This is a genomic window from Pseudomonas lalucatii (genome assembly GCF_018398425.1).
Taxonomy (GTDB): domain Bacteria; phylum Pseudomonadota; class Gammaproteobacteria; order Pseudomonadales; family Pseudomonadaceae; genus Aquipseudomonas; species Aquipseudomonas lalucatii.
This window is the reverse complement of the sequence record NZ_JADPMV010000001.1, coordinates 1,096,443-1,121,331: the sequence shown is the minus strand read 5'-3', so window position 1 is coordinate 1,121,331 and position 24,889 is coordinate 1,096,443. Positions and strand designations below refer to the sequence as shown.

21 protein-coding genes and 1 pseudogene are annotated in these 24,889 nt (G+C 67.0%); 9 read left to right on the top strand and 13 right to left on the bottom strand.

Annotated features, from left to right (window positions below; translation table 11 throughout):
• Positions 1-2 precede the first annotated feature (2 nt).
• The 4 genes from I0D00_RS04965 to I0D00_RS04950 form a co-directional block, all read right to left on the bottom strand.
• A complete protein-coding gene (locus tag I0D00_RS04965) occupies positions 3-1,742 on the bottom strand; it encodes a type I secretion system permease/ATPase (protein WP_213638631.1) in 1,740 nt (579 codons plus the stop codon).
• A 499-nt stretch (positions 1,743-2,241) separates the two neighbouring features.
• Positions 2,242-3,420 (bottom strand): vWA domain-containing protein, encoded by a 1,179-nt coding sequence (locus tag I0D00_RS04960; RefSeq protein ID WP_213638630.1) that lies wholly within the window; start codon positions 3,418-3,420, stop codon positions 2,242-2,244.
• Between the two features lie 14 nt (positions 3,421-3,434).
• A complete protein-coding gene (locus I0D00_RS04955; RefSeq protein ID WP_213638629.1) occupies positions 3,435-3,842 on the bottom strand; it encodes a GFA family protein in 408 nt (135 codons plus the stop codon).
• A 24-nt stretch (positions 3,843-3,866) separates the two neighbouring features.
• Complete coding sequence (locus I0D00_RS04950) at positions 3,867-4,712, bottom strand: AAA family ATPase (RefSeq protein ID WP_213638628.1); 846 nt, start codon at positions 4,710-4,712, stop codon at positions 3,867-3,869.
• A 255-nt stretch (positions 4,713-4,967) separates the two neighbouring features.
• Between I0D00_RS04950 and cysK the strand changes: the two genes are divergently transcribed.
• Entirely contained in the window at positions 4,968-5,942 is a 975-nt protein-coding gene (gene cysK / locus I0D00_RS04945; protein WP_213638627.1) for a cysteine synthase A, read from the top strand.
• 48 nt (positions 5,943-5,990) lie between these two features.
• On the opposite strand, the gene rpoS is transcribed toward cysK, so the two are convergent.
• Complete coding sequence (rpoS, locus tag I0D00_RS04940) at positions 5,991-7,007, bottom strand: RNA polymerase sigma factor RpoS (RefSeq protein WP_213638626.1); 1,017 nt, start codon at positions 7,005-7,007, stop codon at positions 5,991-5,993.
• A gap of 275 nt (positions 7,008-7,282) precedes the next feature.
• Here rpoS and I0D00_RS04935 point away from each other — a divergent pair, with 275 nt between their 5' ends.
• A complete protein-coding gene (locus tag I0D00_RS04935; RefSeq protein WP_213638625.1) occupies positions 7,283-7,990 on the top strand; it encodes a response regulator in 708 nt (235 codons plus the stop codon).
• A gap of 9 nt (positions 7,991-7,999) precedes the next feature.
• Here I0D00_RS04935 and I0D00_RS04930 read toward each other — a convergent pair whose 3' ends face one another.
• From I0D00_RS04930 to I0D00_RS04915, 4 genes are all read right to left on the bottom strand, one after another.
• Positions 8,000-9,508, bottom strand: coding sequence for a sensor histidine kinase (locus tag I0D00_RS04930; protein ID WP_213638624.1), 1,509 nt, complete (start codon positions 9,506-9,508; stop codon positions 8,000-8,002).
• Between the two features lie 270 nt (positions 9,509-9,778).
• Positions 9,779-10,687, bottom strand: coding sequence for a DMT family transporter (locus I0D00_RS04925; RefSeq protein WP_213638623.1), 909 nt, complete (start codon positions 10,685-10,687; stop codon positions 9,779-9,781).
• A 90-nt stretch (positions 10,688-10,777) separates the two neighbouring features.
• Complete coding sequence (locus I0D00_RS04920; protein ID WP_213638622.1) at positions 10,778-11,518, bottom strand: TorF family putative porin; 741 nt, start codon at positions 11,516-11,518, stop codon at positions 10,778-10,780.
• Between the two features lie 73 nt (positions 11,519-11,591).
• Positions 11,592-13,334: an amidohydrolase gene (locus I0D00_RS04915; RefSeq protein ID WP_213638621.1), complete on the bottom strand. Its 1,743-nt coding sequence runs from the start codon at positions 13,332-13,334 to the stop codon at positions 11,592-11,594.
• 103 nt (positions 13,335-13,437) lie between these two features.
• Between I0D00_RS04915 and I0D00_RS04910 the strand changes: the two genes are divergently transcribed.
• The 3 genes from I0D00_RS04910 to I0D00_RS04900 all read left to right on the top strand — a co-directional run bounded on the left by I0D00_RS04910 (position 13,438) and on the right by I0D00_RS04900 (position 16,477).
• Positions 13,438-14,352 carry a LysR family transcriptional regulator gene (locus tag I0D00_RS04910; RefSeq protein WP_213638620.1) on the top strand — a complete coding sequence of 305 codons (915 nt, stop codon included), beginning with the start codon at positions 13,438-13,440 and terminating at the stop codon, positions 14,350-14,352.
• A gap of 71 nt (positions 14,353-14,423) precedes the next feature.
• Positions 14,424-16,145: a bifunctional isocitrate dehydrogenase kinase/phosphatase gene (aceK, locus tag I0D00_RS04905; protein ID WP_213638619.1), complete on the top strand. Its 1,722-nt coding sequence runs from the start codon at positions 14,424-14,426 to the stop codon at positions 16,143-16,145.
• Positions 16,146-16,339: 194 nt separating this feature from the next.
• Positions 16,340-16,477, top strand: a complete 138-nt coding sequence (locus I0D00_RS04900) for a PA1414 family protein (RefSeq protein WP_213638618.1) — start codon at positions 16,340-16,342, stop codon at positions 16,475-16,477.
• A 10-nt stretch (positions 16,478-16,487) separates the two neighbouring features.
• Here I0D00_RS04900 and I0D00_RS04895 read toward each other — a convergent pair whose 3' ends face one another.
• The 4 genes from I0D00_RS04895 to speB all read right to left on the bottom strand — a co-directional run bounded on the left by I0D00_RS04895 (position 16,488) and on the right by speB (position 21,401).
• The gene (locus tag I0D00_RS04895; RefSeq protein WP_213638617.1) at positions 16,488-17,213 is read right to left on the bottom strand and encodes an MBL fold metallo-hydrolase; all 726 of its coding nucleotides are present in this window, start codon (positions 17,211-17,213) and stop codon (positions 16,488-16,490) included.
• 112 nt (positions 17,214-17,325) lie between these two features.
• Positions 17,326-18,924, bottom strand: coding sequence for a 5-guanidino-2-oxopentanoate decarboxylase (locus tag I0D00_RS04890; protein ID WP_213638616.1), 1,599 nt, complete (start codon positions 18,922-18,924; stop codon positions 17,326-17,328).
• Positions 18,925-18,972: 48 nt separating this feature from the next.
• Entirely contained in the window at positions 18,973-20,367 is a 1,395-nt protein-coding gene (locus I0D00_RS04885; RefSeq protein WP_213638615.1) for a YjiH family protein, read from the bottom strand.
• 74 nt (positions 20,368-20,441) lie between these two features.
• Positions 20,442-21,401 carry an agmatinase gene (gene speB / locus I0D00_RS04880; RefSeq protein ID WP_213638614.1) on the bottom strand — a complete coding sequence of 320 codons (960 nt, stop codon included), beginning with the start codon at positions 21,399-21,401 and terminating at the stop codon, positions 20,442-20,444.
• A gap of 237 nt (positions 21,402-21,638) precedes the next feature.
• Between speB and I0D00_RS04875 the strand changes: the two genes are divergently transcribed.
• The 4 genes and pseudogenes from I0D00_RS04875 (at position 21,639) to I0D00_RS04865 (ending at position 24,853) form a co-directional block, all read left to right on the top strand.
• A complete protein-coding gene (locus tag I0D00_RS04875) occupies positions 21,639-22,532 on the top strand; it encodes a LysR family transcriptional regulator (RefSeq protein ID WP_213638613.1) in 894 nt (297 codons plus the stop codon).
• 95 nt (positions 22,533-22,627) lie between these two features.
• A pseudogene (locus tag I0D00_RS21825) lies at positions 22,628-22,906 on the top strand (PAS domain-containing protein); the annotation flags it as partial.
• A 246-nt stretch (positions 22,907-23,152) separates the two neighbouring features.
• Positions 23,153-24,193, top strand: a complete 1,041-nt coding sequence (locus I0D00_RS04870; protein WP_420850798.1) for a methyl-accepting chemotaxis protein — start codon at positions 23,153-23,155, stop codon at positions 24,191-24,193.
• 57 nt (positions 24,194-24,250) lie between these two features.
• Positions 24,251-24,853, top strand: coding sequence for a tRNA-uridine aminocarboxypropyltransferase (locus I0D00_RS04865; protein ID WP_213638611.1), 603 nt, complete (start codon positions 24,251-24,253; stop codon positions 24,851-24,853).
• The last annotated feature ends 36 nt before the right edge of the window (positions 24,854-24,889 follow it).

Below are 24,889 nucleotides of genomic sequence, written 5' to 3'. Positions count from 1 at the left end.
CATCACTCCTTGGTCTTGACCGAGGCCAGGGTCGCGCCGCCCATGGTGGTGGGCATGACGCTGGCCTGGCGCAGGGCGTTGAACACTTCGTCGCGGCTGCCGAACATGTGCACCGTGCCTTCGCGCAGTACCAGTACCTTGTCCACGATGTTCAGCACCGTCGGCCGGTGCGAGATCAGCACCAGGGTCTTGCCCCGCTGCTTGAGCTCGGCGAGGGCTTTCACCAGGGCGGCCTCGCCGATGTCGTCGAGGCTGGCATTGGGTTCGTCGAGGACGATCAGCGCGGGGTCGCCATAGAGCGCTCGAGCCAGGCCGATGCGCTGTTTCTGGCCGCCGGACAGCGAGTTGCCGTCGGCGCTCAGGGGGGTGTCGTAGCCCTGCGGCAGGCGCAGGATCATGTCGTGCACCCCGGCCTGCTGGGCCGCGAGGATGATCGCGTCGCCATCGACCTCGCCGAAGCGGGCGATGTTCTCGGCGATGGTGCCCTCGAACAGCTCGACGTCCTGGGGCAGGTAACCGAGCCAGGGGCCCAGCTCGTCCTTGTTCCACTGGAAGATGTCGGCGCCGTCCAGGCGCACCTTGCCGGCGTGGGCCGGCCAGACGCCGACCAGCAGGCGCGCCAGGGTCGACTTGCCGGCGGCCGATGGGCCGATGATGCCCAGGGCTTCGCCGGGGGCGAGGCTGAGGCTGATGTTGCGCAGAATGGTCAGGGGCGTGCCGGGTGCGTTGGCGAATGCCCCCTCCACGCTGACCTGGCCGGCCGGCTTGGGCAGTGGCATGGAGGGCTTGCGCGGCGGGAAGTCGGCCAGCAGGCCGGACAGCCGCCCCCAGGCGGCGCGGCTGGCGAGCAGCTGCTTCCAGGTGGATATCGCCAGTTCGACCGGGGCGAGGGCACGGCCGGCGAGGATCGAGCAGGCGATCATCATCCCCGGGGTGATCTTGCCCTCGATCGCCAGCAAGGCACCGGTGCCGAGAATCAGCGACTGCAGGGTCACCCGCAGGAAACGGGTGGTGCCGTTGATGTAGGCCGCGCGGTCGGAGGCCAGGGTCTGTTTCTCGAGAATCTGCCGATGGTTGCCGAACCAGCGTTCGCGGATGGCTGGCAGCATGCCCATGGCCTCGATGACCTCGGCATTGCGCAGGTTGTTGTTGGCATAGGTGCCGGAGGCCACCGAGGCCTGGTTGGCCTCGGCCAGCGGCTTGCGGGTGCTGACTTCGGTCAGGTAGGCCAGGGCGACCAGCAGCAGCGAGCCGATCAGGGTGATCAGGCCCAGCAGCGGGTGGACCAGGTAGATGACGAACAGGTAGATCGGCGTCCAGGGCGAGTCGAAGAAGGCGAACAGGCCGTTGCCGGTGAGAAACTGGCGGACCTGGGCCATGTCCTGCAGGGCCTGGGCCGGGTTGCCGCCGGCCCGGTTCAGGTTGCGCTCGAAGGCGGCAGTGAACACCCGCTTGTTGAGCATCATGTCCAGGCGGTTGCCGACGCGGATCAGCACGGTCGAGCGGACCATCTCCAGCAGCCCCATCAGCACATAGAGGCCGACGACCAGCAGGGTCAGCATCAGCAGGGTGGTGACGTTGCTGCTGACCAGGGCCCGGTCGTAGACCTGCAGCATGTACACCGCCGGTGTCAGCATCAGCAGGTTGATCACGCCGCTGAAGGCGGCCAGGGCGAGGAAGGTTCGGCGCAAGCGAAACAACACTTCCGCCAGTTCGGAGCGGGGAGACTGCGACGTGTCCATGGCGTTCCTCCAATACTGCTGCTTGCTGATCGCTCAGCTGTGGCCGATGCCCGTTGACCGTCCGTCCCTAACGGTGAAAGCCCTGTGCAAAAAAGTCCTCGCCACAAGCAAAAGGGGCCGTTGCCACCTAGGTATAGGTGCTGGGTCGCGCTTCGCGCAAGGTGCGTTTTGGCTGTATGGGTGTCATCGTGGGCTGAATAATTCTCTTTTGTAGCAGCTACTTATGATTTTTAAGGAGTTTTATGGAAGGCGGCGCTGGTTTCTTGACAGGCGCAGATCGTGAGACTTAAGTCCTATCGAGTGTGGACGTTGGCGGGCCGCACGGCGCAGGAGAGGGCGCGGTGACAGCAGTGGCCAGCACAGCGGAGAAGTCACTGGAGCACTTCGAGAGAAAGCGCTCTGCGCTAGGGCAACGTGCAGCACTACGGCGCCGCGAGCCCGCCTAGAGGCGGGGGCGGCGCCGTTTTCTGTGCGTCTGCGAGTGGGGGGCGGCGGGGCGCTATTTGGCCAGGAACTTCATGCCGTCTTCCAGGCCCTGCAGGGTGAGGGGATACATCTGCTCCTCCACCAGTTCGCGGATGAGCTTGGTCGAGGCGGTGTAGCCCCAGGTGTCCTTGGGGTAGGGGTTGATCCAGATGAGCTTCCGATACTTCTCCATGAAGCGCTGGATCCACAGGTAGCCCGGTTCCTCGTTCCAGTGTTCGACGCTGCCGCCGGCCTGGGTGATCTCGTAGGGCGCCATGGCCGCGTCGCCGACGAACACCACCTTGTAGTCCGGGCCGTACTTGTGCAGCAGGTCGTGGGTGGCGAAGCGCTCGGAGGTGCGGCGCAGGTTGTTCTTCCACACCGACTCGTACACGCAGTTGTGGAAGTAGTAGTACTCCAGGTGCTTGAACTCGGTCTTGCAGGCGGAAAACAGCTCCTCGCAGACCTTGACGTGGGCGTCCATCGAGCCGCCGATGTCGAACAGGATCAGCAGCTTGACCGCGTTGCGCCGCTCCGGGCGCATCTGGATGTTGAGCAGGCCGCCGTCCTTGGCGGTGTGGTCGATGGTGCCGCCCAGGTCCAGTTCGTCCTGGGCGCCCTGGCGGGCGAACTTGCGCAGGCGGCGCAGGGCGATCTTGATGTTGCGCGTGCCCAGTTCGACCTGGTCGTCGAGGTTCTTGTACTCGCGCTGCTCCCACACCTTGACGGCCTTGCCCTGGCGTTGGCCGGCGTCGCCGACGCGGATGCCCTCGGGGTTGAAACCGCCGGAGCCGAAGGGGCTGGTGCCGCCGGTGCCGATCCACCTGTTGCCGCCGGCATGGCGCTCCTTCTGCTCCTCCAGGCGTTTCTTGAACTCCTCGATCAGCTTGTCCAGGCCGCCGAGGGACTCGATCCGGGCGCGCTCCTCGTCGGTCAGGGAGCGCTCGAACTCCTTGCGCAGCCACTCGTCGGGGATCAGCGCCTCGATATGCCGGTCGAGGTTCTGCAGGCCCTTGAAGTAGGCACCGAAGGCCCGGTCGAACTTGTCGAAGTGGCGCTCATCCTTGACCAGGATGGCCCGGGCGAGGAAGTAGAACTCGTCCATGTCGGCGAACACCAGGTTGTGCTGCAGCGCGTTGATCAGGTCGAGCAGCTCGCGCACCGACACCGGCACCTTGGCCGCGCGCATTTCGTTGAACAGGTTAAGCAGCATGGCTGCGCCCTCGTTTATTCGTCTGGCTCAACGTGGTGCTCCTGGGGTAGCCGGTCGGCTATGGCGTACCAGTCGGCCTTGGATTCCACGTAGATGTGTTTCTGCGGTATTTCGCCAAGCGGCGAGTCCAGCGTGCCCAGGGCCACCGATAGCCAGTCGGGGTAGGGATGATCGGCGAACCACTGCAGGTTGGAGCCGCACTGCCGGCAGAAGGTCCGGGTCACCCCGGGGGATGAGTGGAACTCGGCCACCGAATCCAGCCCCTCGACAAAGTGGAAGTTCGTGCGACGTACATTGCCGTAGCTGGCGAACGCCGCCCCGTGGCCTTTGCGGCATTGGTTGCAGTGGCAATGAGTGGCCGATTTGATGGGCGCGTCGATCTCGTATTTCACCGCGCCGCACAGGCAGCTGCCGCTATGCATGGTTAGACACCTCCCCGGCAGGCTTTAACGGCTGGCGCGGCGGCTCATAAAGGCCAGGCGTTCGAGCAGCTGCACATCCTGCTCGTTCTTGACCAGGGCGCCGGCCAGCGGCGGGATGGCCTTGGTCGGGTCGCGTTCGCGCAGCACCGCTTCGCCTATGTTGTCGGCCATCAGCAGCTTGAGCCAGTCGACCAGCTCAGAGGTCGAGGGCTTCTTCTTCAGGCCCGGTACCTTGCGCACGTCGAAGAACACGTCGAGCGCCTCGGCCACCAGGTCGCGCTTGATGCCGGGGTAGTGCACGTCGACGATCTTCTGCAGGGTGTCGCGGTCCGGGAAGGCGATGTAGTGGAAGAAGCAGCGGCGCAGGAAGGCGTCCGGCAGCTCCTTCTCGTTGTTCGAGGTGATGATGATGATCGGCCGCTGCTTGGCCTTGATGGTCTCGTCGGTCTCGTAGACGTAGAACTCCATCTTGTCGAGTTCCTGCAGCAGGTCGTTGGGGAACTCGATGTCGGCCTTGTCGATCTCGTCGATCAGCAGGATCACCCGCTCCTCGGACTCGAAGGCCTCCCACAGCTTGCCCTTCTTGATGTAGTTGCGCACCTCGTGGACGCGGTCGGAGTCCAGCTGCGAATCGCGCAGGCGGCTGACCGCGTCGTACTCGTACAGGCCCTGATGGGCCTTGGTGGTGGACTTGATGTGCCAGGTGATCAGCCTGGCGCCGAAGGACTCGGCCAGCTGCTCGGCCAGCATGGTCTTGCCGGTACCCGGTTCGCCCTTGACCAGCAGCGGGCGCTGCAGGGTGATGGCGGCGTTGACCGCGAGCTTGAGGTCGTCGGTGGCGACGTAGGACTGGGTGCCTTCGAACTTCATCGGAAAATCCTCGAACGGTAACGGCCGGGGCAGTACCCGCCGGTTCAGTATTGAAGGCCCGACTATAACGCGGGGGGGCGTCGACTGTGAACGCAGACCCGCCATTCAGTCACTGAATGGCGGGTCACTGCCGAGCTGTCTCGGGGCGTGCCCGCGCCGCCGCCGGAGCTAGGCGTTTGCGCCGGGCTGGACGCTCGCACCTGCGGGTCTTAGGCTGGCGCTCTTTTCCGGCAGAACTCGCACAAGGACACCGCCATGAGCCGCATCTTCGCAGACAACGCGCAAACCATCGGCAATACCCCGCTGGTGCTGATCAACCGCCTGGGGCCGGCCGGGGTGACCCTCCTGGCCAAGATCGAGGGACGCAACCCGGCCTATTCGGTGAAGTGCCGGATCGGCGCCAGCATGGTCTGGGATGCCGAGGAGCGTGGCGTGCTCAAGCCGGGCATGACCCTGGTCGAGCCCACTTCCGGCAACACCGGCATCGGCCTGGCGTTCGTCGCCGCCGCCCGCGGCTACAAGCTGCTGCTGACCATGCCGGCGTCGATGAGCCTGGAGCGGCGCAAGGTGCTCAAGGCCCTGGGTGCCGAGCTGGTGCTGACCGAGCCGGCCAAGGGCATGAAGGGGGCCATCGACAAGGCGGCGGAGATCGCCGCCGCCGATCCGGCCACCTACTACATGCCGCAGCAGTTCGATAACCCGGCCAACCCGGCGATCCACGAGAAGACCACGGGGCCGGAAATCTGGAGGGATACCGAGGGCGCCATCGACGTGCTGGTTTCCGGGGTCGGCACCGGCGGCACCCTCACCGGGGTGTCGCGCTACATCAAGCAGACCCAGGGCAAGCCGATTCTCTCGGTGGCAGTCGAGCCGCTCGGCTCGCCGGTGATCAGCCAGACCCTCGCCGGCACCGAGGTCAAGCCCAGCCCGCACAAGATCCAGGGCATCGGCGCCGGCTTCGTGCCGAAGAACCTCGACCTGAAGATGGTCGACCGGGTCGAGCAGGTGAGCGACGAGGAGGCCAAGGCCATGGCCCTGCGCCTGATGCGCGAGGAGGGGATTCTCTGTGGGATCTCCTGCGGCGCGGCCATGGCCGTGGCCGTGCGTTTGGCCGAGCAGCCGGAGATGCAGGGCAAGACCCTGGTGGTGATATTGCCGGACTCCGGCGAACGCTACCTGTCGAGCATGTTGTTCAGCGACCTGTTCAGCGAGCAGGAACTGGTCCAGTAACGGGCAGCACGAAGAAACCGCCGCTCGCGCGGCGGCTCTTGCGGCGGGCTACTCGAGCAGGGTCTCGCTGGAGAGGCCGTTCTTCTCGAGAATGCGGCGCAGGCGCTTGAGGGCCTCGGCCTGGATCTGCCTGACCCGTTCGCGGGTCAGGCCGATGGACTGGCCCATTTCCTCCAGGGTGCAACCCTCATCGCCGTGCAGGCCGAAACGGCGGATCACCACCTCACTCTGCCGTTCGGTGAGCTCGGCCAGCCACTCCCTGATGCTCTGTGCCAGCTCGCTGTCCTGCAGCAACTCGCATGGGTCGTTCGGCTGTTCGTCGCTGACGGTATCCATCAGGCTCCGGTCGGAGTCCTGGCCGAAGGCGGTGTCCAGGGAGGTGACCCGGACATTCAGGTCGCGCAAGCGTTCCACTTCGCCCACATCCTTCTCCAGCAGCGAGGCGATCTCCTCGCTGGAGGGGTCGTGATCGAGCTTGCGGGTCAACTCGCGGGCGGCGGTCAGGTAGCCGTTCAGCTTCTTCACCACATGGATGGGCAGGCGGATGGTGCGGGTCTGGTTCATCAGTGCCCGTTCGATGGTTTCGCGAATCCACCAGGTCCCGTAGGTGGAAAAGCGGTAGCCCAGCTCCGGATCGAACTTGTCCACGGCGCGGATCAGCCCGAGATTGCCTTCCTCGACCAGGTCCAGCAGCGACAGGCCGCGGTTGAGGTAGCCGCGGGCGATTTTCACCACCAGGCGCAGATTGCTTTCGATCATGCGCTTGCGGGCCAGGGCGTCGCCCTGGACGGTCAGGCGGGCGAAATGCCGCTCTTCCTCGCGGGACAGCAGCGGAGAGAAGCCGATTTCGTTCAGGTACAGACGGGTAGCATCCAGTGCCTGGCTGTAATCGGTGGACTTATGGTGTTTCGCCACGTTGGCCGGCTTGGCCGGTGCGTGCTGGGCTCTCGATTTGGGGGCGACTGACCGGGCAACCTTCAGAACCTGCCGGATAGCGGACTCGATATTGTTGTCAATGTTTTGACTGTCTTCGGGGGCTGAGGTGGATCTGGATGCATAAGTCATAGTCACTGCTCGATTAGTCCTATGAGGCTTAAAGGATCAAGCGGTTTCCGGTAAAGCCAAAGATGCAGAGGTCCAGCTATAACGCGCCACCATGGTCCTAATTGTGTGTGGGACTTTGGTCTGAGCAGGGTCCGTCCATAACGCGGAAAAAATCGCCCAGAAAAGCTGCGATTACCTATGGTTAGCTCCTGCCTTGACTACACTGAACACGTTTAGGGGCTCCCGGTCAGGGGGCCCGCGCCGCCTGGGCGCTCGTAGTTGGGGAGGGACCGAACATGAGTGGCAGGATCAGGATTGGCATAGTCGATGACCATCCGCTGCTGAGGCAGGGGGTCGCCGCGGCACTCAAGCGCATCGCGGATTTCGAGGTGGTCGAGCAGGGCGGCTCGGCCGAGGAGGCGGAGCGCATCGCGGCGAAGTATCGCCCCGATGTGATGCTCATGGACGTGCATATGCCGGGGGACAGTTTCGCGGCGGTGCGCGCCATAGTCACCGACAACCCGTCGGTCAGGATCGTGATGCTGACCGTGTCGGAGTCCGAAGACGACGCGTATGCCGCCCTGGAGGCTGGCGCCAGGGGCTATGTGCTCAAGGGCGTGAGCGGGCCGGAGCTGGCCCAGGCGATCCGGAACGTGGCCACGGGGCAGACCTTCATAACCCCGGGCTTCGCCGGCAAGCTGATCAGCGATCTGCAGAAGCACAAGGATGGCGAGAAGTCGGTCGACGAACTCACCCATCGCGAGGAGCAGATAATCCGCGAGGTGGCCAACGGGCTGACCAATCGCGAGGTCGCCGAGAAACTCTCGCTGAGCGAGAAAACCGTCAAGCACTACATGACCAGCATCATGCAGAAGCTCCAGGTGCGTAACCGGGTAGAGGCGGTCACCGCCATCATGGAATACCGGCGCAATCAGCATGCGGCCCGCATTCGCCACCAGTTCGCCGGACAAGCGGCGACCGTACCGCACTTCGAGTCCGATTGACGCCCGGCGTCACAGGGCGAACTTGGCGCTTACCGTGGTGCCGTGCTCAGGGGTGGAGTCGATGTGGAACTGGCCGCCGAGGGACTCGACCCGGTAGCGCATGCCCGCCAGCCCCAGGCGGGCTCGGTGATGATGATTGTTCGCGGCCAGGTGCTCGGTGTCGAAGCCGTCGCCGTCGTCGCGCACCCTTATCTCCAGCAGGCCCTGATGGTAGCGGGCGCTTACCGCCTGGCCCTTGCCGTCGGCATGGTGGAAGGCGTTGTTCAAGGCCTCCTGGATGAAGCGATAGATGCAGGTCTTGTGGGCCAGCGGTACGGTCTCCGGCAGGTTCTCGCACTCGAGCGCGACCTTGGTCTCGGTGCGCAGTTCGTGGCGCTGCACCACCAGCTCCAGCTCCTGGCGCAGGGGCATGCCGTTGATCTCCGGCAGGGCCAGGCCGCGGGAGATGTCGCGGATTTCCCCCAGGGCGTCCTGGGCGGCGTGGCGCAGGGACTCGAGGGCCTCTATGTCGAACTCGCCGCCGTTCTGCTTGTAACGCTCCTGCAGCACCGCGAGCTCGTCGAGACGCACCAGGATCAGGGTCAGCAGCTGCGCCGGGCCATCATGCAGGTCGGCGCCGAGGCGGCGCAGGATGAGTTCGTTGACCCGGGAGAAGGACTGGTTGGCGCTGGTGATCTTGCGTTGCAGGTTGATGTTCTGCGTGCTCAGCCGCGCCTGCTCCTGCATCTGTCGGCTCAGGGCCAGCTGCTGGCGCAGGATGATGCGCTCGCCGCGGCGAACGATGGCGAACAGCAGCAGCAGCATGGACAGGGTCCCCGTGCCGACGATGATCCACACCTCCTCACGGATGCAGGCGATCTCGTTCTGCAGCATCTCGGCCCGTTCGTAGAACTCGCCGACGGCGATGATCCGATCCGTGCCGAACTCGCGCAGTGGGGCGTAGATTTCGTACAGCGGAATGCCCAGGCTGGCCTCGTAGGCGTTCTCCTCGGCCGTCAACTCGCCCCACTCGGTGACCGTATGGCCCTGCAGGGCCATCTTCAGGTCGTCCGCCGGGTACGACTTGCCGACTATGTCCTTGTTGGTGCTGTAGAGGATGGTGCCATCGGGGCTCCAGATCTTCACCGAGACCACGTGGGCGTTGAGGCTGGCGCTGGTCATCAGGCGGTCGATGGCCTCGGCGGTCTTGACCGACAGGCGCTGGCCAGTGCTGAGTTCCTGGACGTAGGGTTCGAGGAAGGTGGTCATGTACAGGGCGCCGGCGTTTGCCGCGGACTGCACGGCCGAGCGCTCGATGGTCTTGCTGACCAGATTGCCGACGAAGGTCATGGTCAGCCCCAGGATTATCGTCGCGGCGATCACGAACTGGGTCGAACGGCTCAGCTTGAGTAGCGGCCCAATCGCCTTGCGCCACCAGGTCGGCCGCCGTGACGCCGATGGCGCGGCTGAGGCGGGCTCCATTTCGGGCGGACTGTTCGAGCCCGCGGCAGGCGAATCGATCTGGGCCTCTGTGTTCATCCGTGCTCCTGAGCTTGCGCTGGTTTGAGGGAACAAAGGCGCGTAGCGGACGGCTCACTGCGGGGCGATCGAGACGGGGGTGTGGCTGAACGTGCAGGCGGGCGAGGTGGGGCGCTGCGCTACGGCGTGCCCGTTCCTCCCGCTGCCGCTCGATTTCCCGCGTAACTGGCAAGTCTAGTCCAGATGTACCGGGTGGGCGCTCGCTGGCGACCGCCGACGGCTGCCGGCGGATGGGCGGTGCGGCCGCCGCGGACTCCGGGGCGCCCAGGCCTAGGTGGCGGCTCTGGGTTGCGCGGCCGCAGCCGTGGGGCGCACCACCAGCCACAGCGCCACGGCGATCAGGGCACCGCCATAGAGGTAGGCCGAGGACAGCGGTTCGTCCAGCAGCAACGCCCCCCACAACACGCCGAAGGGCGGAATCAGGAAGGTGGTGGTCGAGGCCTTGACCGGGCCGATGTCGTTCAGCAGGCGGAAGTAGAGCACGTAGGCGAAGGCGGTGCAGAGCAGGCCGAGGCCGGCCAGCGACAGCCAGACCGCGGGGCCGCCCCAGCTGGCCGGCGCCTGCAGCAGCAGCGAGCCGCCGAACCAGGGCAGGAGGAACAGGCTGGCGCCGCACAGGCTGCTGAACGCGGTCAGGCGGTTGTCCAGGCCGCCTTGCTCGGCGATCCAGCGCCGGGCGAGGAAACCGGCGAAGCCGTAGCAGGCGGTGGCGACCAGGCAGGCCGCGGCGCCGAGCAGCAGTTCCAGGTCGAACTGCACCGGGCCGGTGCGCGTCAGCACGGCCACGCCGAACAACCCAATTGCCACGCCGGCGGCCTTGCTCGCGGTCAGCGCCTCGGCGAAGAACAGCGCGCCGATCAGCACGCCCATCATCGGCGTGGTGGCGTTGAGGATCGCCGAGTAGCCGGCCGGCAGCACCTGGGCCGCCAGGCAATACATGGCCGAGGGCAGGCCGGCATTGATCACCCCGAGCACCAGGCACTGCTTGAGCTTGCCGCGAAAGTCCCAGCGCACGCGCATCAGCAGCAGGATCAGGAGCAGCCCGAGCGCGCCCAGGCTGGCGCGGAAGAACGCGGTGGGCATGCTGCCGAGCACCGGGGCGATGATGCGCATGAACAGGAAGCTGGCGCCCCAGATGGCGGCGAGCAGCAGCAGGCGGAGCAGGTCGGCGGGTCTCATCGGTGCGGCTCCGGGGGAGGAAGCCGTAGAGCTTACGCCGCCCGGGTGGCGGCGCAATCCACAACTGGCTTTCAAATCTCCGGCACAGTTTCAGAAGCTCTTGCTGACGCTGGCCACCAGGGTGGCGCCGCACAGGTCGTCGTAGCCGTACCAGCTGGTGCATTCGCTGCGCGACAGGTCGGTGTCGACGTAGCTCAGTCCCCAGGTCACCCCGGCCAGCTCGCGGCTCAGCTTGATCTGCCACTCGCGGTAGGCCTCGCGGCTGGCGCCGCTGTGCGACCAGAACGCCGGGTCCTTGATGTCGTTGCGTCCGTAGCGCAGCTCCAAGTCGACCTCAGCGGGCAGCCGGGTGCGGTAGCCGAGGTAGCTGTACAGGGTGTCCTGGTCCTTGCCGAAGAAGTTCGGCGCATCGTTCGAGTAGTAGAGGCCGAGCAGCACGCCGTGGGCGTCGAGCAGGGCGTAGAGCTCGCCCTGGTTGAACTGGCCTTCCTGCGGATAGCTGTACTTGATGTAGCCGAGGTCGAGGCTGATGGCGTCGGTGGCCTGCCAGTAGTAGCCGGCGTAATAGTCCAGCTCCTGGCGGGTCTTGAAGTCGAAGCCGTAGTCGACGTTGGAGGTCCAGACGCCGAGGTACGGGCCGCTGGCATGGGCCAGTGTGGCGCCGGCCTGCAGCGCCGGGTCGCCGAGGGTCTGGGAGATGCCGCGGTTGCGGTAGTCGCTGGTGGCGGCCAGGTCTATCAGTACGGCGAATTCATCGTTGAGCGGCAGCGCCTGCGAGTAGAGCGGGGCGAGACTGATGCTGGCGAGGCAGGCAAAGGCAAGGCGGTTCATCGGGTTTCCTCAGTGTTGTAATTGTTGTGGGCTGAGTGCGGGCGACGCGGGCAGGGCGAGCGGGACGCGGTGCTCAGGAGGCGGGCGCGTAGACCTGCCGGCCGGCGAAGAAGGTGCGCAGCACCTGGGTGTCGGACAACTCCTGATCGCTGACCTCGAACACGTCGCGGTCGAGGACGATCAGGTCGGCCTGCTTGCCAGGCGCCAGGGAGCCGATCTGCCGGTCCAGGCGCAGGGCCTTGGCGGCGTTCAGCGTGTAGGCGCGGAACATGGTCTGGCGGTCGATGCTTTCTGCGGCGTTGAGCACCCCGAGCGGCCCCTGGCGAGTGCTCGCCTGGGCGATGGCGTGCCACGGGTTGGGGCTGGACACCGGCCAGTCGCTGGCCCCGGCGAGGGTCGCCCCGGCCTGATGCAGCGAGCGTGCCGGGTACTGATGGCGGTAGGCGAAGGCGCTGACGTAGGGCTTGACCAGCTCCTCGGTATAGCTCTCCGCGGTGGCCCAGAGCAGCTGCATGGAGGCGATCACCCCGAGCTGCTTGAAGCGCGGAAATTCCCTGGGGTTGACCAGCTGCAGGTGGGTGATGCTGTGCGGCACCGGTTCGGCGGCCAGCCGGCGGGCCCGTTCGATGCCGTTCAGCGCCTCGCGCACCGCGCGGTCGCCCACCGCATGGGTGTGGACTATCCAGCCGCGCCGCTCGGCCGCCGCCACCAGGTCGCCGAAGCCGACCGGGTCGATCAGCAGCTGGCCCTGCTTGAGGCTGTTGCTGTAGGGGGCGATCAGCGCCGCGGTCTGCCCGGGGAATTCGAGCACGCCGTCGGCGAACACCTTGATGCCGGGGAAGCTCAGGTTGGGCACGCCCCGGAACTTCTGCATGACCTCGTCCAGCACCGCGAGGTCGGCCGGCTGGCTCTGCGGGTGGGTAAGCAGCAGCGCCGCGACGTGGGCGCTCAGCTCGCCGTTCTCGGCCAACCTCCGGTACAGCGGCAGCACGCCCAGGTCGTCTGCTGTGGGGCGCATCTCGAACAGCGACTGGTCGCCGCCGCCGTTGGCCGCGGCGTCCATCCAGGCGGTGACGCCGACCCGGTTGTTGATCCGCACCGCCTCGCGCGCGGCGTCGAGCAGCAGCTCCTTGGAGGGCTCCGGGAGCCGGCTGCGCACCCGGTCCCAACCGGTTTCGGCGAGAAAGCCGGTAGGCCTCAGGTCGGCGTCGTGCTCGATGTAGCCGGCCTCCTTGGCGTCCAGGCTGGCGACCAGCCGGGCATCGATGCCCAGGCGTTCGAGCATCGCCCGGTTGGCCCAGCCGGTGTGGCCGTCGATGCCGTCGAGCACCAGCGGCTGGCTGGCCCAGCGACCGCGGTTGAAGCGCTCGGCCAGCGCGCGACTCTGCTGCCAGTAGGCCGAGCTGACCCCGGAGATCAGCAGGATGTCGTCCATCCGTGCGCGACCGGCGCGCTCCTCCTCGACTATCCACTGCTCCAGCTCGGCGAGCGGCTTGACCTCGTCGTGGAGATTGGCACGCAGGCTGGCCAGGGCGCCCATCACCGGGTGGCTGTGGCTATCGATCAGCCCCGGCATCAGCACCTTGCCGGCCAGGTCGAGGCGCCGTGTGTTGGCGTCGGCCAGGGCGAGGATCTCGGCATCGGCGCCGACCGCGAGGATCTTGCCGCCTTCCACCGCGACCGCCTGGGCCAGCGGCTGGCCGGGCTCGGCGGTGAAGACCTTGGCATTGAACAGCACCAGATCGGCGGCGGCCTGCGATTCCAGTGAGGAAAAAGCCAGCGCGGCGGCGATCAGTCCGGGTGCGAAGCGTTTCATAGGTATCCCTTGTTTTTATTGGTTTGTGGGCGAGACTAGCCAAGCACGCGGCTCGGCAGAACGCCGCTTTCGTGCAAAACATTTTTGCCTAAGAGGAAAAGCCATGGACAAGCTCGGTGCCCTGCGCATGTTCGTCGCCACCGCCGAACACGGCAGCTTCAGCCGCGCAGCCGAGCAGCTCGGCAAGACCCCTTCGGCGCTGACCAAGGCGGTCAGCCACCTGGAGGCCGAGCTGGGCGCCCGGCTGTTCGAGCGCAGCACTCGACGCACCGCGCTGACCGAGGCCGGCCGGCTCTACCTGGAGACCGCCCGCCTGGTGCTGCAGCGCCTGCACGACGCCGGGGAGGAGATTGGCCAGTTGCAGCACGGCCTGCACGGCAGCTTGCGGGTGACCGCGCCGCTGGCCTTCGGCCGGGCTTTTCTCGACGAGGCCTGCGCGGCCTTTCTCCTGGCCCATCCGCATATCAGGCTGCGGGTGGACCTGTCCGATGCCTTCATCGAACTGGCCGAGAGCGGCTATGACCTGGCGTTGCGCGAGGGTCGCAGCGATCAGCCGGGGCTGATCGCCAAGTCCTTGGCGCACAACCGCATCGTCCTGTGTGCCAGTCCGGCGTATCTGGCCGCCCACCCTGCGCCGGTGTGCCCGGAGAATTTCGCTCGCCACCAGTGGCTGATCTATCGCCATCCGGTCCTGGACTCGAACCACTGGTGGTTATCGCTGGACGGCCGGCGCCTGCGCGTGCCGCAACCGCAGCCGCGCCTGGAGAGCGACAACTACGACCTGCTGCTGGCCAATACCCTGGGCGGCGCCGGGTTACATGCCTGTCCGACCTGGAGCGTGCAGCCCTACCTGGAGAGCGGCCAGCTGTGCCAGTTGATGAGCGAGTACGAGTTCGACCCGGACGCCTTCGGTCACTCGATACTCGCCGTCTACCCCAGCCACCGCCGGGCGACCCGCAAGGTCCAGGCGTTTATCGAGCACTTGGCCGGCTGCCTCGTCGCCCGCGGGCTCGCATGAGGCTTTCCCGGGCGTCGGCCAGTGGCTAAGCTCGCCACTCGACCCCGACTCCTTCGCCCAGAGGATTGCCCATGGCGCAGCAATGGCCGGCCGCCGACATCGCCCAGCGGATACTCGCTGGCTTCGACGACTACCGCGAGTATTTTCGCCAGATCACCGACGGCGCCCGCGAGCGCTTCGAGCAGGCGCTGTGGCAGGAGGCGCAGCAGGCATCGGCGGCACGGATCAACCTGTACGAAGAGCAGGTCGGCGAGGCGGTCGGGCGCCTGCGCCAGCGCTTTGGCGAGCAGCTGCGCGAGGTGGCGCAGTGGCCCCTGGTGAAGAGCGCCTACATCGCCCTGATCGACCTGCGTTGCGACGACGAGCTGGCGGAGACCTGGTTCAACTCGATCTTCTGCGGCCTGTTCAGCCACGACCAGATCAGCGATGGCTGCATGTTCATCCACACCACCCGGCCGTCGCCGCACAGCCGCCAGCGGGCGGTGCAGACCCGCAGCTATCGGCCCGGCGAGGGGTTGTCGGGCATGCTCGCGGCGATCTTCCAGGACTACCGCTTCAGCGTGGCCTTCGACGACCTGCCCCGCGATCTCAAGCGCCTGGAGGCGCAGTTGCGCGACAGCCTGCCGGACTGGATATGCAAGGACCCGGAACTGTGCATCGAGCTGTTCTCCTCGGTGCTCTATCGCAACAAGGGCGCCTACCTGGTCGGGCGCCTCTATACCCGCGACGAACAGTGGCCGCTGGTCATCCCCTTGCTGCACCGCGAGGGGCGGGGTATCCAGATCGACGCGCTGATCACCGACGAGGCCGAGGTGTCGATCATCTTCTCCTTCACCCGTTCCTATTTCATGGTGCGGGTGGACATTCCGGCGGACTTCATCGGTTTTCTCCGGCGCATCCTGCCGGGCAAGCACATCGCCGAACTCTACACCTCGATCGGCTTCTACAAGCACGGCAAGTCGGAGTTCTACCGGGCACTGATCGACCATCTGGCCCACAGCGACGACCGCTTCATCATGGCCCCGGGGGTGCGCGGCATGGTCATGAGCGTGTTCACCCTGCCGGGCTTCAACACCGTGTTCAAGATCATCAAGGACCGCTTCTCGCCGGTGAAGAGCGTCGACCGGGCCACGGTGATCCAGAAGTACCGCCTGGTGAAGAGCGTCGACCGGGTCGGGCGCATGGCCGACACCCAGGAGTTCGCCGACTTCCGCTTCCCCAGGGCCAAGTTCGAGCCCGAGTGCCTGGCCGAACTGCTGGAGGTGGCGCCGTCCACCGTGGTGCTGGAGGGCGATACCGTGCTCATTCGTCACTGCTGGACCGAGCGGCGCATGACCCCGCTCAACCTCTATGTGGAGAACGCCAGCGAGGCCCAGGTGCGCGAGGCGCTGGACGACTACGGCCTGGCGATCAAGCAGTTGGCGGCGGCGAACATCTTCCCCGGCGACATGCTGCTGAAGAACTTCGGCGTCACCCGCCATGGCCGCGTGGTGTTCTACGACTACGACGAGATCTGCTTCCTCACCGAGGTGAACTTCCGCCACATCCCGCCGCCGCGTTACCCGGAGGACGAGATGGCCTCCGAGCCCTGGTACTCGGTGGCGCCCATGGACGTGTTCCCCGAGGAGTTCCCGCCCTTCCTGTTCGCCGACATCAAGCAGCGCCGGCTGTTCAGCCAGCTGCACGGCGAGCTGTACGACGCCGACTACTGGCAGGGCCTGCAGCAGGCGATCCGCGACGGCAAGGTGATCGACGTGTTCCCCTACCGGCGCAAGGGCGATCCGGTCGCCTGAGCCCGGCGCCGGGCCGGCCTCTGGGGCGACCCGGCGGTTGCCTGCAGCCGATCGGAAACCATCCGCCGGGGCGCAGCCCGGTCTAGTCTGTAGGTTGAGGGTGGTGGCACGCAGGCAGCGTCGCCCACTGCCCGCCGAGGATGGCCAGAAGCGGCGGCCATCCGCTCTGGGTAGTCGAACGGAGGGGCTGGTTCATGAACGCTTGGCTCAACCTGAAGGTGTGGAAACTGCTGGTCGCGCTGGGGTTGGTGAAGCCCGCGCACCTGCAACCCGTGGCGATTCGTCATGAGGACAGGGCCCGGCTGACGGGGCCGGGGCGCCGGCATCACTGAGCACGGACTGCTAGGGGTGTCTGGCGAACCAGGCGTCGATCAGTTCGTGCATGCGTTCTCCGGAAAAGCTCGGGAAGTGCCCGCCATGCACGCAGCGCACCGGTAGGCGGCGCAGGCGTGCCAGGCTGCGGGCGTAGTCGTCCAGGTTGGAATGGTAGGCATCCTCGACCAGCGGGCCGTCGTAGAGGATGTCGCCGGAGAACAGGGTCTGCGTCGCCTTCTCCCACAGGCTGATGCCCCCCGGCGAATGGCCCGGGGTATGCAGCACCTGCAGCACCCGGTCGCCCAGCTCCAGCACATCGCCTTCCTCGATCAGCCGGGTGGCCGGCGCCGCCTTGACCCGGTATTCGGCGTAGGACAAGGGCTGGTCGGGGTGCGCCTCGAACATGGCGTCGCCGATGCAGTCCGCCGCCAGGGTGCTCTCCCGGGTCGGCGCGGCGAGGATGGCCGCCTCGGCCGGGTGCACCAGGCGCTCGGGGAATTCATGGTGCCCGGCGATATGGTCGAAATGGGTGTGGCTGGCCACCGCCAGCAGCGGTCGTTCGGTCAGCCAGGGCAGCTGCTCGCGCAGACTGACCAGGCCGGAGCCGGAGTCGATCAGCGCGTCGCGCTCGCGGCCGCGCACATGCCACAGGTTGCAGCGGTAGAAGGGCCGCACATAGGGCTCGTGGATCAGGCTGATGCCGTCCTGGCGCTGGGCTACCTCGAACCAGCGGTCGCGGCTGACGATCTGCATGGCGCTGTCCCTCCCGGCTGGTGTTGCCTTCAGCCTACTCCATTGCGGAGCCGCTGCCCCAGGACGGCAAGCGCCCCTGGCCCGGACGGCATCCGGGCCAGGGGCGGCGTGCTCAGGGATGGAAGGGGGGCGCCTCGGCGATCTCGATCAGCAGCGGCCGGTCCTGCGGCGCCTCGCGCAGCAGTCGGGCCAGGTGGTCGTGGTCGCGGGCCCGTTCCGCGGCGCAGCCGAAGCCGCGGGCCAGGGCGAGGAAGTCCGGGGTGTAGATGTCCACGCCGAGCGGGGTGATGTCGCGCTTCTCCATGTAGCGCTTGATTTCGCCGTAACCGCTGTTGTTCCACAGCAGCACCACGATGCCCACGCCGGCCTCCACGGCGCTGGCCAGTTCCGCCAGGGTGAACTGCAGGCCGCCATCGCCGATCAGGCACACCACCGGGCGGCCCGGTTCGCCCAGCTTGGCGCCGATGGCCGCCGGCAGGCCGTAGCCGAGGGTGCCGTAGCCGGTGGAGGAGTTGAACCAGCGCCGCGCGCCGTCCAGCTCGACCAGGTGGTTGCCGCTGTACACCGTCTGGGTCGAGTCGCCGACGAAGCGCGCCTCGGGCAGGGCCTGCAGCACGGTGGCGAACAGCTGGCGGTAGTGCGCCCAGCCGCTGAAGTCCTCGGCCAGCTGCGCCTGCACCGCCGCGCTGCGCCGCGCGCCGGGGCTGTCGGCGCGCGGCTCGCCGGGCGGCAGGTCGGCCAGCAGCATGCGCATGGCCAGGCGCGCATCGCTCTGGATGGCCAGGCTCGGCATGTGGTTGCGCAGCAGCTGCTGGGCGTCGATGTCGATGCGGATCAGCTCGCCGCCCAGCTTGAAGTTGCCGTCGAACACCACGTCGTAGTCGGTCTCGCCCAGTTCGGTGCCGATCGCCAGGACCACGTCGGCCTCCAGCGCCAGCTGGCGCACCGGGACCAGCGACTGGTTGCTGCCCAGCAGCAGCGGGTGGCCCGGCGGCAGCAGGCCCTTGGCGTTGATGGTCAGGGCGGTCGGCGCGTCCAGGGCGACTGCCAGGGCGCGGGCCTCGGCCTGGGCCTCGACGCAGCCGCCGCCGAGCAGCAGCGGGCGCCTGGCCGCGCGCAGCTTGGCCGCCGCCTCGCGCAACTGGGCCACGGCCGGTGCCGGGCGGGATACGCCGGGCTTGGCCTGCACGCGCAGGTGTCCGGCCGGGGCGGTGATGATGTCCAGCGGCAGCTCGATATGCACCGGCCGCGGCCGTTCGCCCTCGAACACGGCGAATGCGCGGGCCAGCACGGCGGGCAGCTCCTCGACGCTCATCAGGGTGTGGCTGAAGGCGCTGACCCCGGCCACCAGCGCGCGCTGGTCGGGCAGCTCGTGCAGGTAGCCCTTGCCCAGGCCCAGGCGCTCGCGTTGGTTGACGCTGGAGATGACCAGCATGGGGATGGAGTCGGCATAGGCCTGGGCCATGGCGGTGAGGATGTTGGTCATCCCCGGGCCGGTGATGATGAAGCACACCCCGGGCTTGCCGGTGCTGCGCGCGTAGCCGTCGGCCATGAAGCCGGCACCCTGCTCGTGGCGCGGGGTGACGTGGCGGATGTCGCTGTGCGGCAGGCCGCGGTACAGCTCGACGGTGTGCACGCCGGGAATGCCGAACACGGTGTCGACGCCCCAGGCTTGCAGTTGTTTGACGAGAAATTCGCCGCAGGTGGTCATGCTGTTTCCTTCTTGAAAGCGCTGCGCCCTCCGCGGAGGGCGCGACGGTCAACCGACGATCCAGTGCGCCATCAGGGCGATGATCGGCAGGGTGATCAGGGTGCGGATGATGAAGATCACGAACAGCTCCAGCAGGTTCAGCGGCAGCTTGGCCTTGATGATCAGCACGCCCACCTCGGACATGTAGATCAGCTGGGTCAGCGACACGCAGGCCACCACGAAGCGGGTCAGTTCGCTCTCGATGCCCTTGCCCAGCACGGCCGGCAGGAACATGTCGGCGAAGCCCACCAGCATGGCCGGCGCCGCCTTGGCCGCCTCCGGCAGCTGCAGCGCCTCGAGCAGCGGCACTATGGGGTAGGACAGCCAGTTGAACACCGGGGTGAACTCGGCGATGGCCAGGGACAGGGTGCCGATGGCCATCACCAGCGGCAGCAGGCCCAGCCAGATGTCCACCACGTTGTGCACGCCGACCTTGACCATCTGCGCCGGCGAGGGATTGGCGTTGGCGCGCTTGACCGCCTGGCTGACGCCCCAGCGCAGCAGCGAGGTGCCGGCCGGCACGTCTTCCTTGATCTGCTTGCCGACGCCGGCGATGTATTCGTCCTTCTTCCACGACAGCGGCGGGATGCGCGGGGTGATGATGGCGGCCGCCAGGCCGGCCACCACCACCGTCAGGTAGAAGGGCACGAACAGGTGGTCGAGCTTCATGAAGCTGGTGATCAGCAGGCTGAAGGCGATCGAGGCGATGGAGAAGTTGGTGGCGATCACCGCCGCCTCCCGGGCGCTGTAGAAGCCCTTCTGGTACTGCTGGGCGGTGATCAGCACGCCCACGGTGCCCGAGCCCAGCCAGCTGGCGATGGCGTCGATGGCCGAGCGGCCCGGCAGGCCGAAGATCTTGCGGAACAGATTGCGCACGAGGGTGCCGATGAACTCCATCAGGCCGTAGTCGGTGAGCAGCGGCAGGATCAAGCCGGCCACCAGGAAGAAGGTGATCAGCACCGGCGCCAGGTCCTTGAGCACCACGCCGCCGGTGTTGGCGTTCCAGATCCATTCCGGGCCGAACTGCCAGAAGGTCATGGCGGCGAACAGCGCGCCGAGCACCCGCAGGCCCAGCCACAACGGATGCAGGTTGAACAGTTCGTTGAGGGCCTTGCGCTCGGTGAGCCAGCGCGGCTTGAGCAGGCTGGCGAACAGGCCGACAACGGCGGAGAACAGCAGCAGGCCGGTGGCGATGGCCGGCAGCCAGGCCGCCAGGGTCGTCTTCAGCGCATCGGCCATGACGCCGAGGCCGATGGTCACCTTGCCGTCGTAGACGATGGGGGTGAGGAAAAGCAGCACGCCGAGCAGCGAGGGGATCAGGAAGATCAGCAGCTGGCGCAGGTTGAAGCTGGAGGTGGCCGGCGGCTGATCGTCCAGCAGCGGCAGGGTTTCGTCATGATTCATATCAGCACCTTAATTGTTGTTGTGCAGTGCCTGGGCGCCGTTCGGCGCCCAGTGTGGATAAAAGGCCCGAGCGTTCAGCGACGCTGCACGCCGGGCAACACGCAGAGCATTTCGTACAGCAGGTTGGCGCCGAGCAGCGAGGTGTTGCCGGTGGTGTCGTAGGGCGGGGAAACCTCCACCAGGTCGCCGCCGATCAGGTCCAGGCCCTGGCAGCCACGGATGATCTCCATCGCCTGGATGGTGGTCAGGCCGCCGATTTCCGGGGTGCCGGTGCCCGGCGCCCAGGCCGGGTCGATGCCGTCGATGTCGAAGGACAGGTACACCGGGCCGCCGTCGACCTTTGCGCGCACTTCCGCCATCAGCGGGGCGAGGGACTGGTGCCAGCACTCCTCGGCCTGGACCACGCGGAAGCCCTGCTTGCGGCTCCAGTTGAAGTCCTCGGCGGTGTAGCCCTGGGCGCGCAGGCCGATCTGCACCACCCGGTCGCAATCGAGCAGGCCTTCTTCCACCGCGCGGCGGAAGGTGGTGCCGTGGGCGATCTTCTCGCCGAACATATGATCGTTGACGTCGGCATGGGCGTCGATGTGCACCAGGCCGATCTTGCCGTGCTTCTTCTTCAGCGCGCGCAGGATCGGCAGGGTGATGGTGTGGTCGCCGCCCAGGGTCAGCGGCTTGATGCCGTACTCGACGATCTCGTCGTAGGCCTGCTCGATGATGCGGATGGCCTCGGCCATGTTGAAGGTGTTGATCGCCACGTCGCCGATGTCGGCGATGTTCAGCGAGTCGAAGGGGGCGGCGCCGGTGGCCATGTTGTAGGGGCGGATCATCACCGACTGGGCGCGGATCTCGCGGGGGCCGAAGCGGGTGCCGGAGCGCAGCGAGGTGCCGATGTCCAGGGGCACGCCGACGAAGGCGACGTCCAGCTGGCGCTTGTCCTCGGCGCTCTGGATATGCGGCAGGCGCATCATGGTGGCGATGCCGCCGAAACGGGGCATCTCGTTGCCGCCCAGGGGCTGGTGCAGGATCTTGTCCATGGGAAGGCCTCACGGTTGTTGGGGTTGTAGGAAGCGTTGGGCCGGATTGTTGGACAGGATGGGCGGGGGACAAATCGCCCAGGGCAAAAACTTAGTTCAGAGATTTCTAAACTAAATGGCTGCCTGTAGGATGGGCCGGCGGCGCTGGATGCCGTGCCGAGGACCATCCCGGAGCCTGTGCGCCTCGCCATCCAGGGTGGCATGCGCCTAACCCATCCGACGAAGAACGTTTGCCCGATGAGCCAAGCCCTGCCGGATCTGAAACTGCTGCGCATCTTCGTCAGCGTGGTGCGCCACCAGGGGTTTGCCGCCGCGCAGCAGGAACTGAACCTGTCGACCTCGGCGATCAGCACCTATATGAGTCAGCTCGAAGGCCAGCTGGGCATCACCCTGTGCCACCGCGGCCGCGGTGGCTTCAGCCTGACCAGCAAGGGCGAGCTGTTCTACCAGGAAACCCTGCGCCTGCTCGGCCAACTGGAAGGCTTCGAGCGCTACGCCGCCGAGCTCAAGGGCGAGCTGCGCGGCACCCTCAACCTGGGGGTGCTGGACACCACCGTCAGCGACCCGGCGCTGCCGCTGGCCGAGGTGATCGGCGCCTACAGCCAGGAGCACCCCGCGGTGCACCTGCACCTCTCGGTGATGAGCCCCTACGAACTGCAGCTGGCGGTGCTGGAGAACCGCCTGGATCTGGCCATCAGCGCCTGTCCGACGCGGATGAACGGCCTGGTCTACCAGCCCCTGTACCGCGAGCAGCACTGGCTGTACTGCAGCGACCGTCATCCGCTGTTTCCCGAGCGGCGCATTCCGGAGGAGGTGGTGACCCAGCAGCGCATGGTCGGCCGTGGCTACTGGAGCCAGTCGGAGTTGGCGCGGCACGGCTTCAAGCACAGCGCGGCGACCGTGGAGTCGATGGAGGCGCAGCTGATCCTGGTGCTGTCGGGCGCTTATATCGGCTACCTGCCGGAACACTACACCCAGCACTGGGTCGGCCAGGGCCGCCTGCGCGTGCTGCTGCCGACGGTGTTCGGCTACCAGGCGCCGTTTTCCCTGATCCTGCGCCGCGGCCGCTCGCGCGAGCCGCTGATCCAGACCTTCCGCGACCTGCTCAAGGCCCAGCTCAACGCGCTGTGATTGCAGAATAGTGCTGGCACAGTGCCGGGGCTGTGCTAGACCTAATTTCTGTGTGGATATGGAATGCCCGAATCCTCCAAGACAGGGATGTACCGATGCGCCAGAACCTCCCAGTGACTCAGCGGGAAAGAACCTTTCCCGAGCAGCAGCGGTTGATCTCCACTACCGATCTCAGCAGCAAGATCACCTATTGCAACGATGCCTTCGTCGCCATCAGCGGCTTCACCCGCGAGGAACTGATCGGCCAGCCGCACAACCTGGTGCGCCATCCGGACATGCCGCCGGCGGTATTCGCCCACATGTGGCAGACCATCAAGCAGGGCAAGCCCTGGATGGGCATCGTCAAGAACCGGGCGAAGAACGGCGATTACTACTGGGTCAGCGCCTACGTGACAGCCGTCTACGAGAACGGCCGGATGGCCGGCTACGAATCGGTGCGCTCGTTGCCCAGCGCCGCGCAGAAGCGCCGGGCCGAGGCGCTCTACGCCCGGTTGCGGGCGGGCAAGCCGGCGGTGCCCAGGCTGGAAGACTGGACCTACGAGCTGCTGCGCGCCTGGCCACTGATTAGCGCGGCGATCGTCATCCTGGGCGCCCACTTCCTGCTCGCCGGGCCCTGGCTCCTGGCCTTCATCGCCGTGACGCTGGGCGCCCTCGGCATCTACCAGTTGCACAGCCGGCGGCAGGGGATACGGCAGACCCTGGCCCAGCACCCCAAGGCCTTCACCGACAGCCTGATCGCCCTGACCTACAGCGACAACCGGGGCGCCCAGGCCCTGCTCGACTTGGCCATGATCAGCGAGGAGGCGCGCCTGCAGACCGCGCTGACGCGCCTGGAGGACGCCGGTGTCAACGTCAAGCTGCAGGCCGCGCAGGCCGCGGACCTGTCGCGCTCAGGCGCTGAGATGCTCGACCAGCAGCGCAGCGAGACCGACCAGTCGGCCACCGCGATCAACCAGATGGCTGCCACCATCCAGGAAGTCACGCACAACGTACAGAACACCGCGCATGCCGCCGAAGAGGCCGAGCGCCTGGCCCAGCAGGGCCGGCAACTGGCCGGCGGCAGTCTGGAGTCCATGTCGCAGATGGCCCAGGCGGTGGTCGACATCGGCCAGGCGGTCAGCGAACTGGCCGATGCCACCCAGTCGATCGGCAGTGTCGCCGACGTGATCACCGCGATCGCCGAGCAGACCAACCTGCTGGCCCTCAACGCCGCCATCGAGGCGGCGCGGGCCGGCGAGCAGGGACGCGGCTTCGCCGTGGTCGCCGACGAGGTGCGCGCGCTGGCCGGACGCACCCGCGAGTCGACCGAGCAGATCCACGGCATCATCGCCACCCTGCGTGCCGGTGCCGACCGCGCGGTCGCCACGGCCGAACGGGGCCAGGAGATCTCCCGGACCAGCGTGGAGAGTGTCGAGGCGGTGCGCAGCGCGCTGGACGGCATCAGCGAGTCGGTCAGCCGTATCACCGGCATGAGCCAGCAGATGGCCGCGGCCTCCGAGCAGCAGAGCCAGGTGGCCGAGGACATCAGCCGGCAGATCACCCGCATCGCCCAGCTTTCCGATCACAGCGCCGGGCAGGCGCACCGGGGCGCGGAAATCGGCAAGGAGCTGGAAGACATGGCCGACTACCTGCACAGCCTGGCCGAGCGCTTCAACCGCTGACCGGCAGGACGCCGCGAGGGACGGCTTGTGGCACACTGCGCGGCTGAGGAGAACCCGATGCCACGCCCCCATTGCCCACGCTGTTGTCGCCCGCTCGACCACTGCCTCTGTGCGCTGATTCCCCGGCTCGGCAGCCGCACCCATGTGCTGATCCTGCAGCACCCCAGCGAGGTCAGGCATGCCCTGAATACCGCGCGCCTGGCGGCGCTGGGCCTGGACAATGCCGAGCTGCGGGTGGGCGAGGTGTTCGAGGACCTGCCGCAGCTGCTCGCCCGGCCCGGCTACCGCCCCTGCCTGCTGTTTCCGGGGGAGGGCGCGCAACCCCTCATGCAGTTCGCCGCGTCGGCAGCGGAGACGCCGGCGCTGCTGGTGGTGCCCGACGGCACCTGGCGCAAGGCGCGCAAGCTGCTGCACCTGAACCCGCTGCTGGACGAATTGCCGAGGGTGGCGCTGCCGGAGGGCCTGTCTTCGCGCTATCGCCTGCGCAAGGCGCCGCTGCCGGGGGCCTTGTCCAGCGTCGAGGCGATTGTCCAGGCGCTGGAAATCCTCGAAGCGCCGGCGCGTTTCGACGCCTTGCTCAGGCCCTTCGAGGCGCTGATCGAGGGGCAGATCGCGGCCATGGGCGAGGAAACCTTCAGGCGCAACCACCAGCGCGACTGAGACGGGCCAGGGCCGCCAGGGCCCAATTCGCCGGGC

Coding starts and splice junctions, on each gene's coding strand:
- I0D00_RS04965 (WP_213638631.1), bottom strand. CDS start 1,742: ATGGACACGTCGCAGTCTCCCCGCTCCGAACTGGCGGAAGTGTTGTTT.
- I0D00_RS04960 (WP_213638630.1), bottom strand. CDS start 3,420: ATGCTGCTTAACCTGTTCAACGAAATGCGCGCGGCCAAGGTGCCGGTG.
- I0D00_RS04955 (WP_213638629.1), bottom strand. CDS start 3,842: ATGCATAGCGGCAGCTGCCTGTGCGGCGCGGTGAAATACGAGATCGAC.
- I0D00_RS04950 (WP_213638628.1), bottom strand. CDS start 4,712: ATGAAGTTCGAAGGCACCCAGTCCTACGTCGCCACCGACGACCTCAAG.
- cysK (WP_213638627.1), top strand. CDS start 4,968: ATGAGCCGCATCTTCGCAGACAACGCGCAAACCATCGGCAATACCCCG.
- rpoS (WP_213638626.1), bottom strand. CDS start 7,007: ATGACTTATGCATCCAGATCCACCTCAGCCCCCGAAGACAGTCAAAAC.
- I0D00_RS04935 (WP_213638625.1), top strand. CDS start 7,283: ATGAGTGGCAGGATCAGGATTGGCATAGTCGATGACCATCCGCTGCTG.
- I0D00_RS04930 (WP_213638624.1), bottom strand. CDS start 9,508: ATGAACACAGAGGCCCAGATCGATTCGCCTGCCGCGGGCTCGAACAGT.
- I0D00_RS04925 (WP_213638623.1), bottom strand. CDS start 10,687: ATGAGACCCGCCGACCTGCTCCGCCTGCTGCTGCTCGCCGCCATCTGG.
- I0D00_RS04920 (WP_213638622.1), bottom strand. CDS start 11,518: ATGAACCGCCTTGCCTTTGCCTGCCTCGCCAGCATCAGTCTCGCCCCG.
- I0D00_RS04915 (WP_213638621.1), bottom strand. CDS start 13,334: ATGAAACGCTTCGCACCCGGACTGATCGCCGCCGCGCTGGCTTTTTCC.
- I0D00_RS04910 (WP_213638620.1), top strand. CDS start 13,438: ATGGACAAGCTCGGTGCCCTGCGCATGTTCGTCGCCACCGCCGAACAC.
- aceK (WP_213638619.1), top strand. CDS start 14,424: ATGGCGCAGCAATGGCCGGCCGCCGACATCGCCCAGCGGATACTCGCT.
- I0D00_RS04900 (WP_213638618.1), top strand. CDS start 16,340: ATGAACGCTTGGCTCAACCTGAAGGTGTGGAAACTGCTGGTCGCGCTG.
- I0D00_RS04895 (WP_213638617.1), bottom strand. CDS start 17,213: ATGCAGATCGTCAGCCGCGACCGCTGGTTCGAGGTAGCCCAGCGCCAG.
- I0D00_RS04890 (WP_213638616.1), bottom strand. CDS start 18,924: ATGACCACCTGCGGCGAATTTCTCGTCAAACAACTGCAAGCCTGGGGC.
- I0D00_RS04885 (WP_213638615.1), bottom strand. CDS start 20,367: ATGAATCATGACGAAACCCTGCCGCTGCTGGACGATCAGCCGCCGGCC.
- speB (WP_213638614.1), bottom strand. CDS start 21,401: ATGGACAAGATCCTGCACCAGCCCCTGGGCGGCAACGAGATGCCCCGT.
- I0D00_RS04875 (WP_213638613.1), top strand. CDS start 21,639: ATGAGCCAAGCCCTGCCGGATCTGAAACTGCTGCGCATCTTCGTCAGC.
- I0D00_RS04865 (WP_213638611.1), top strand. CDS start 24,251: ATGCCACGCCCCCATTGCCCACGCTGTTGTCGCCCGCTCGACCACTGC.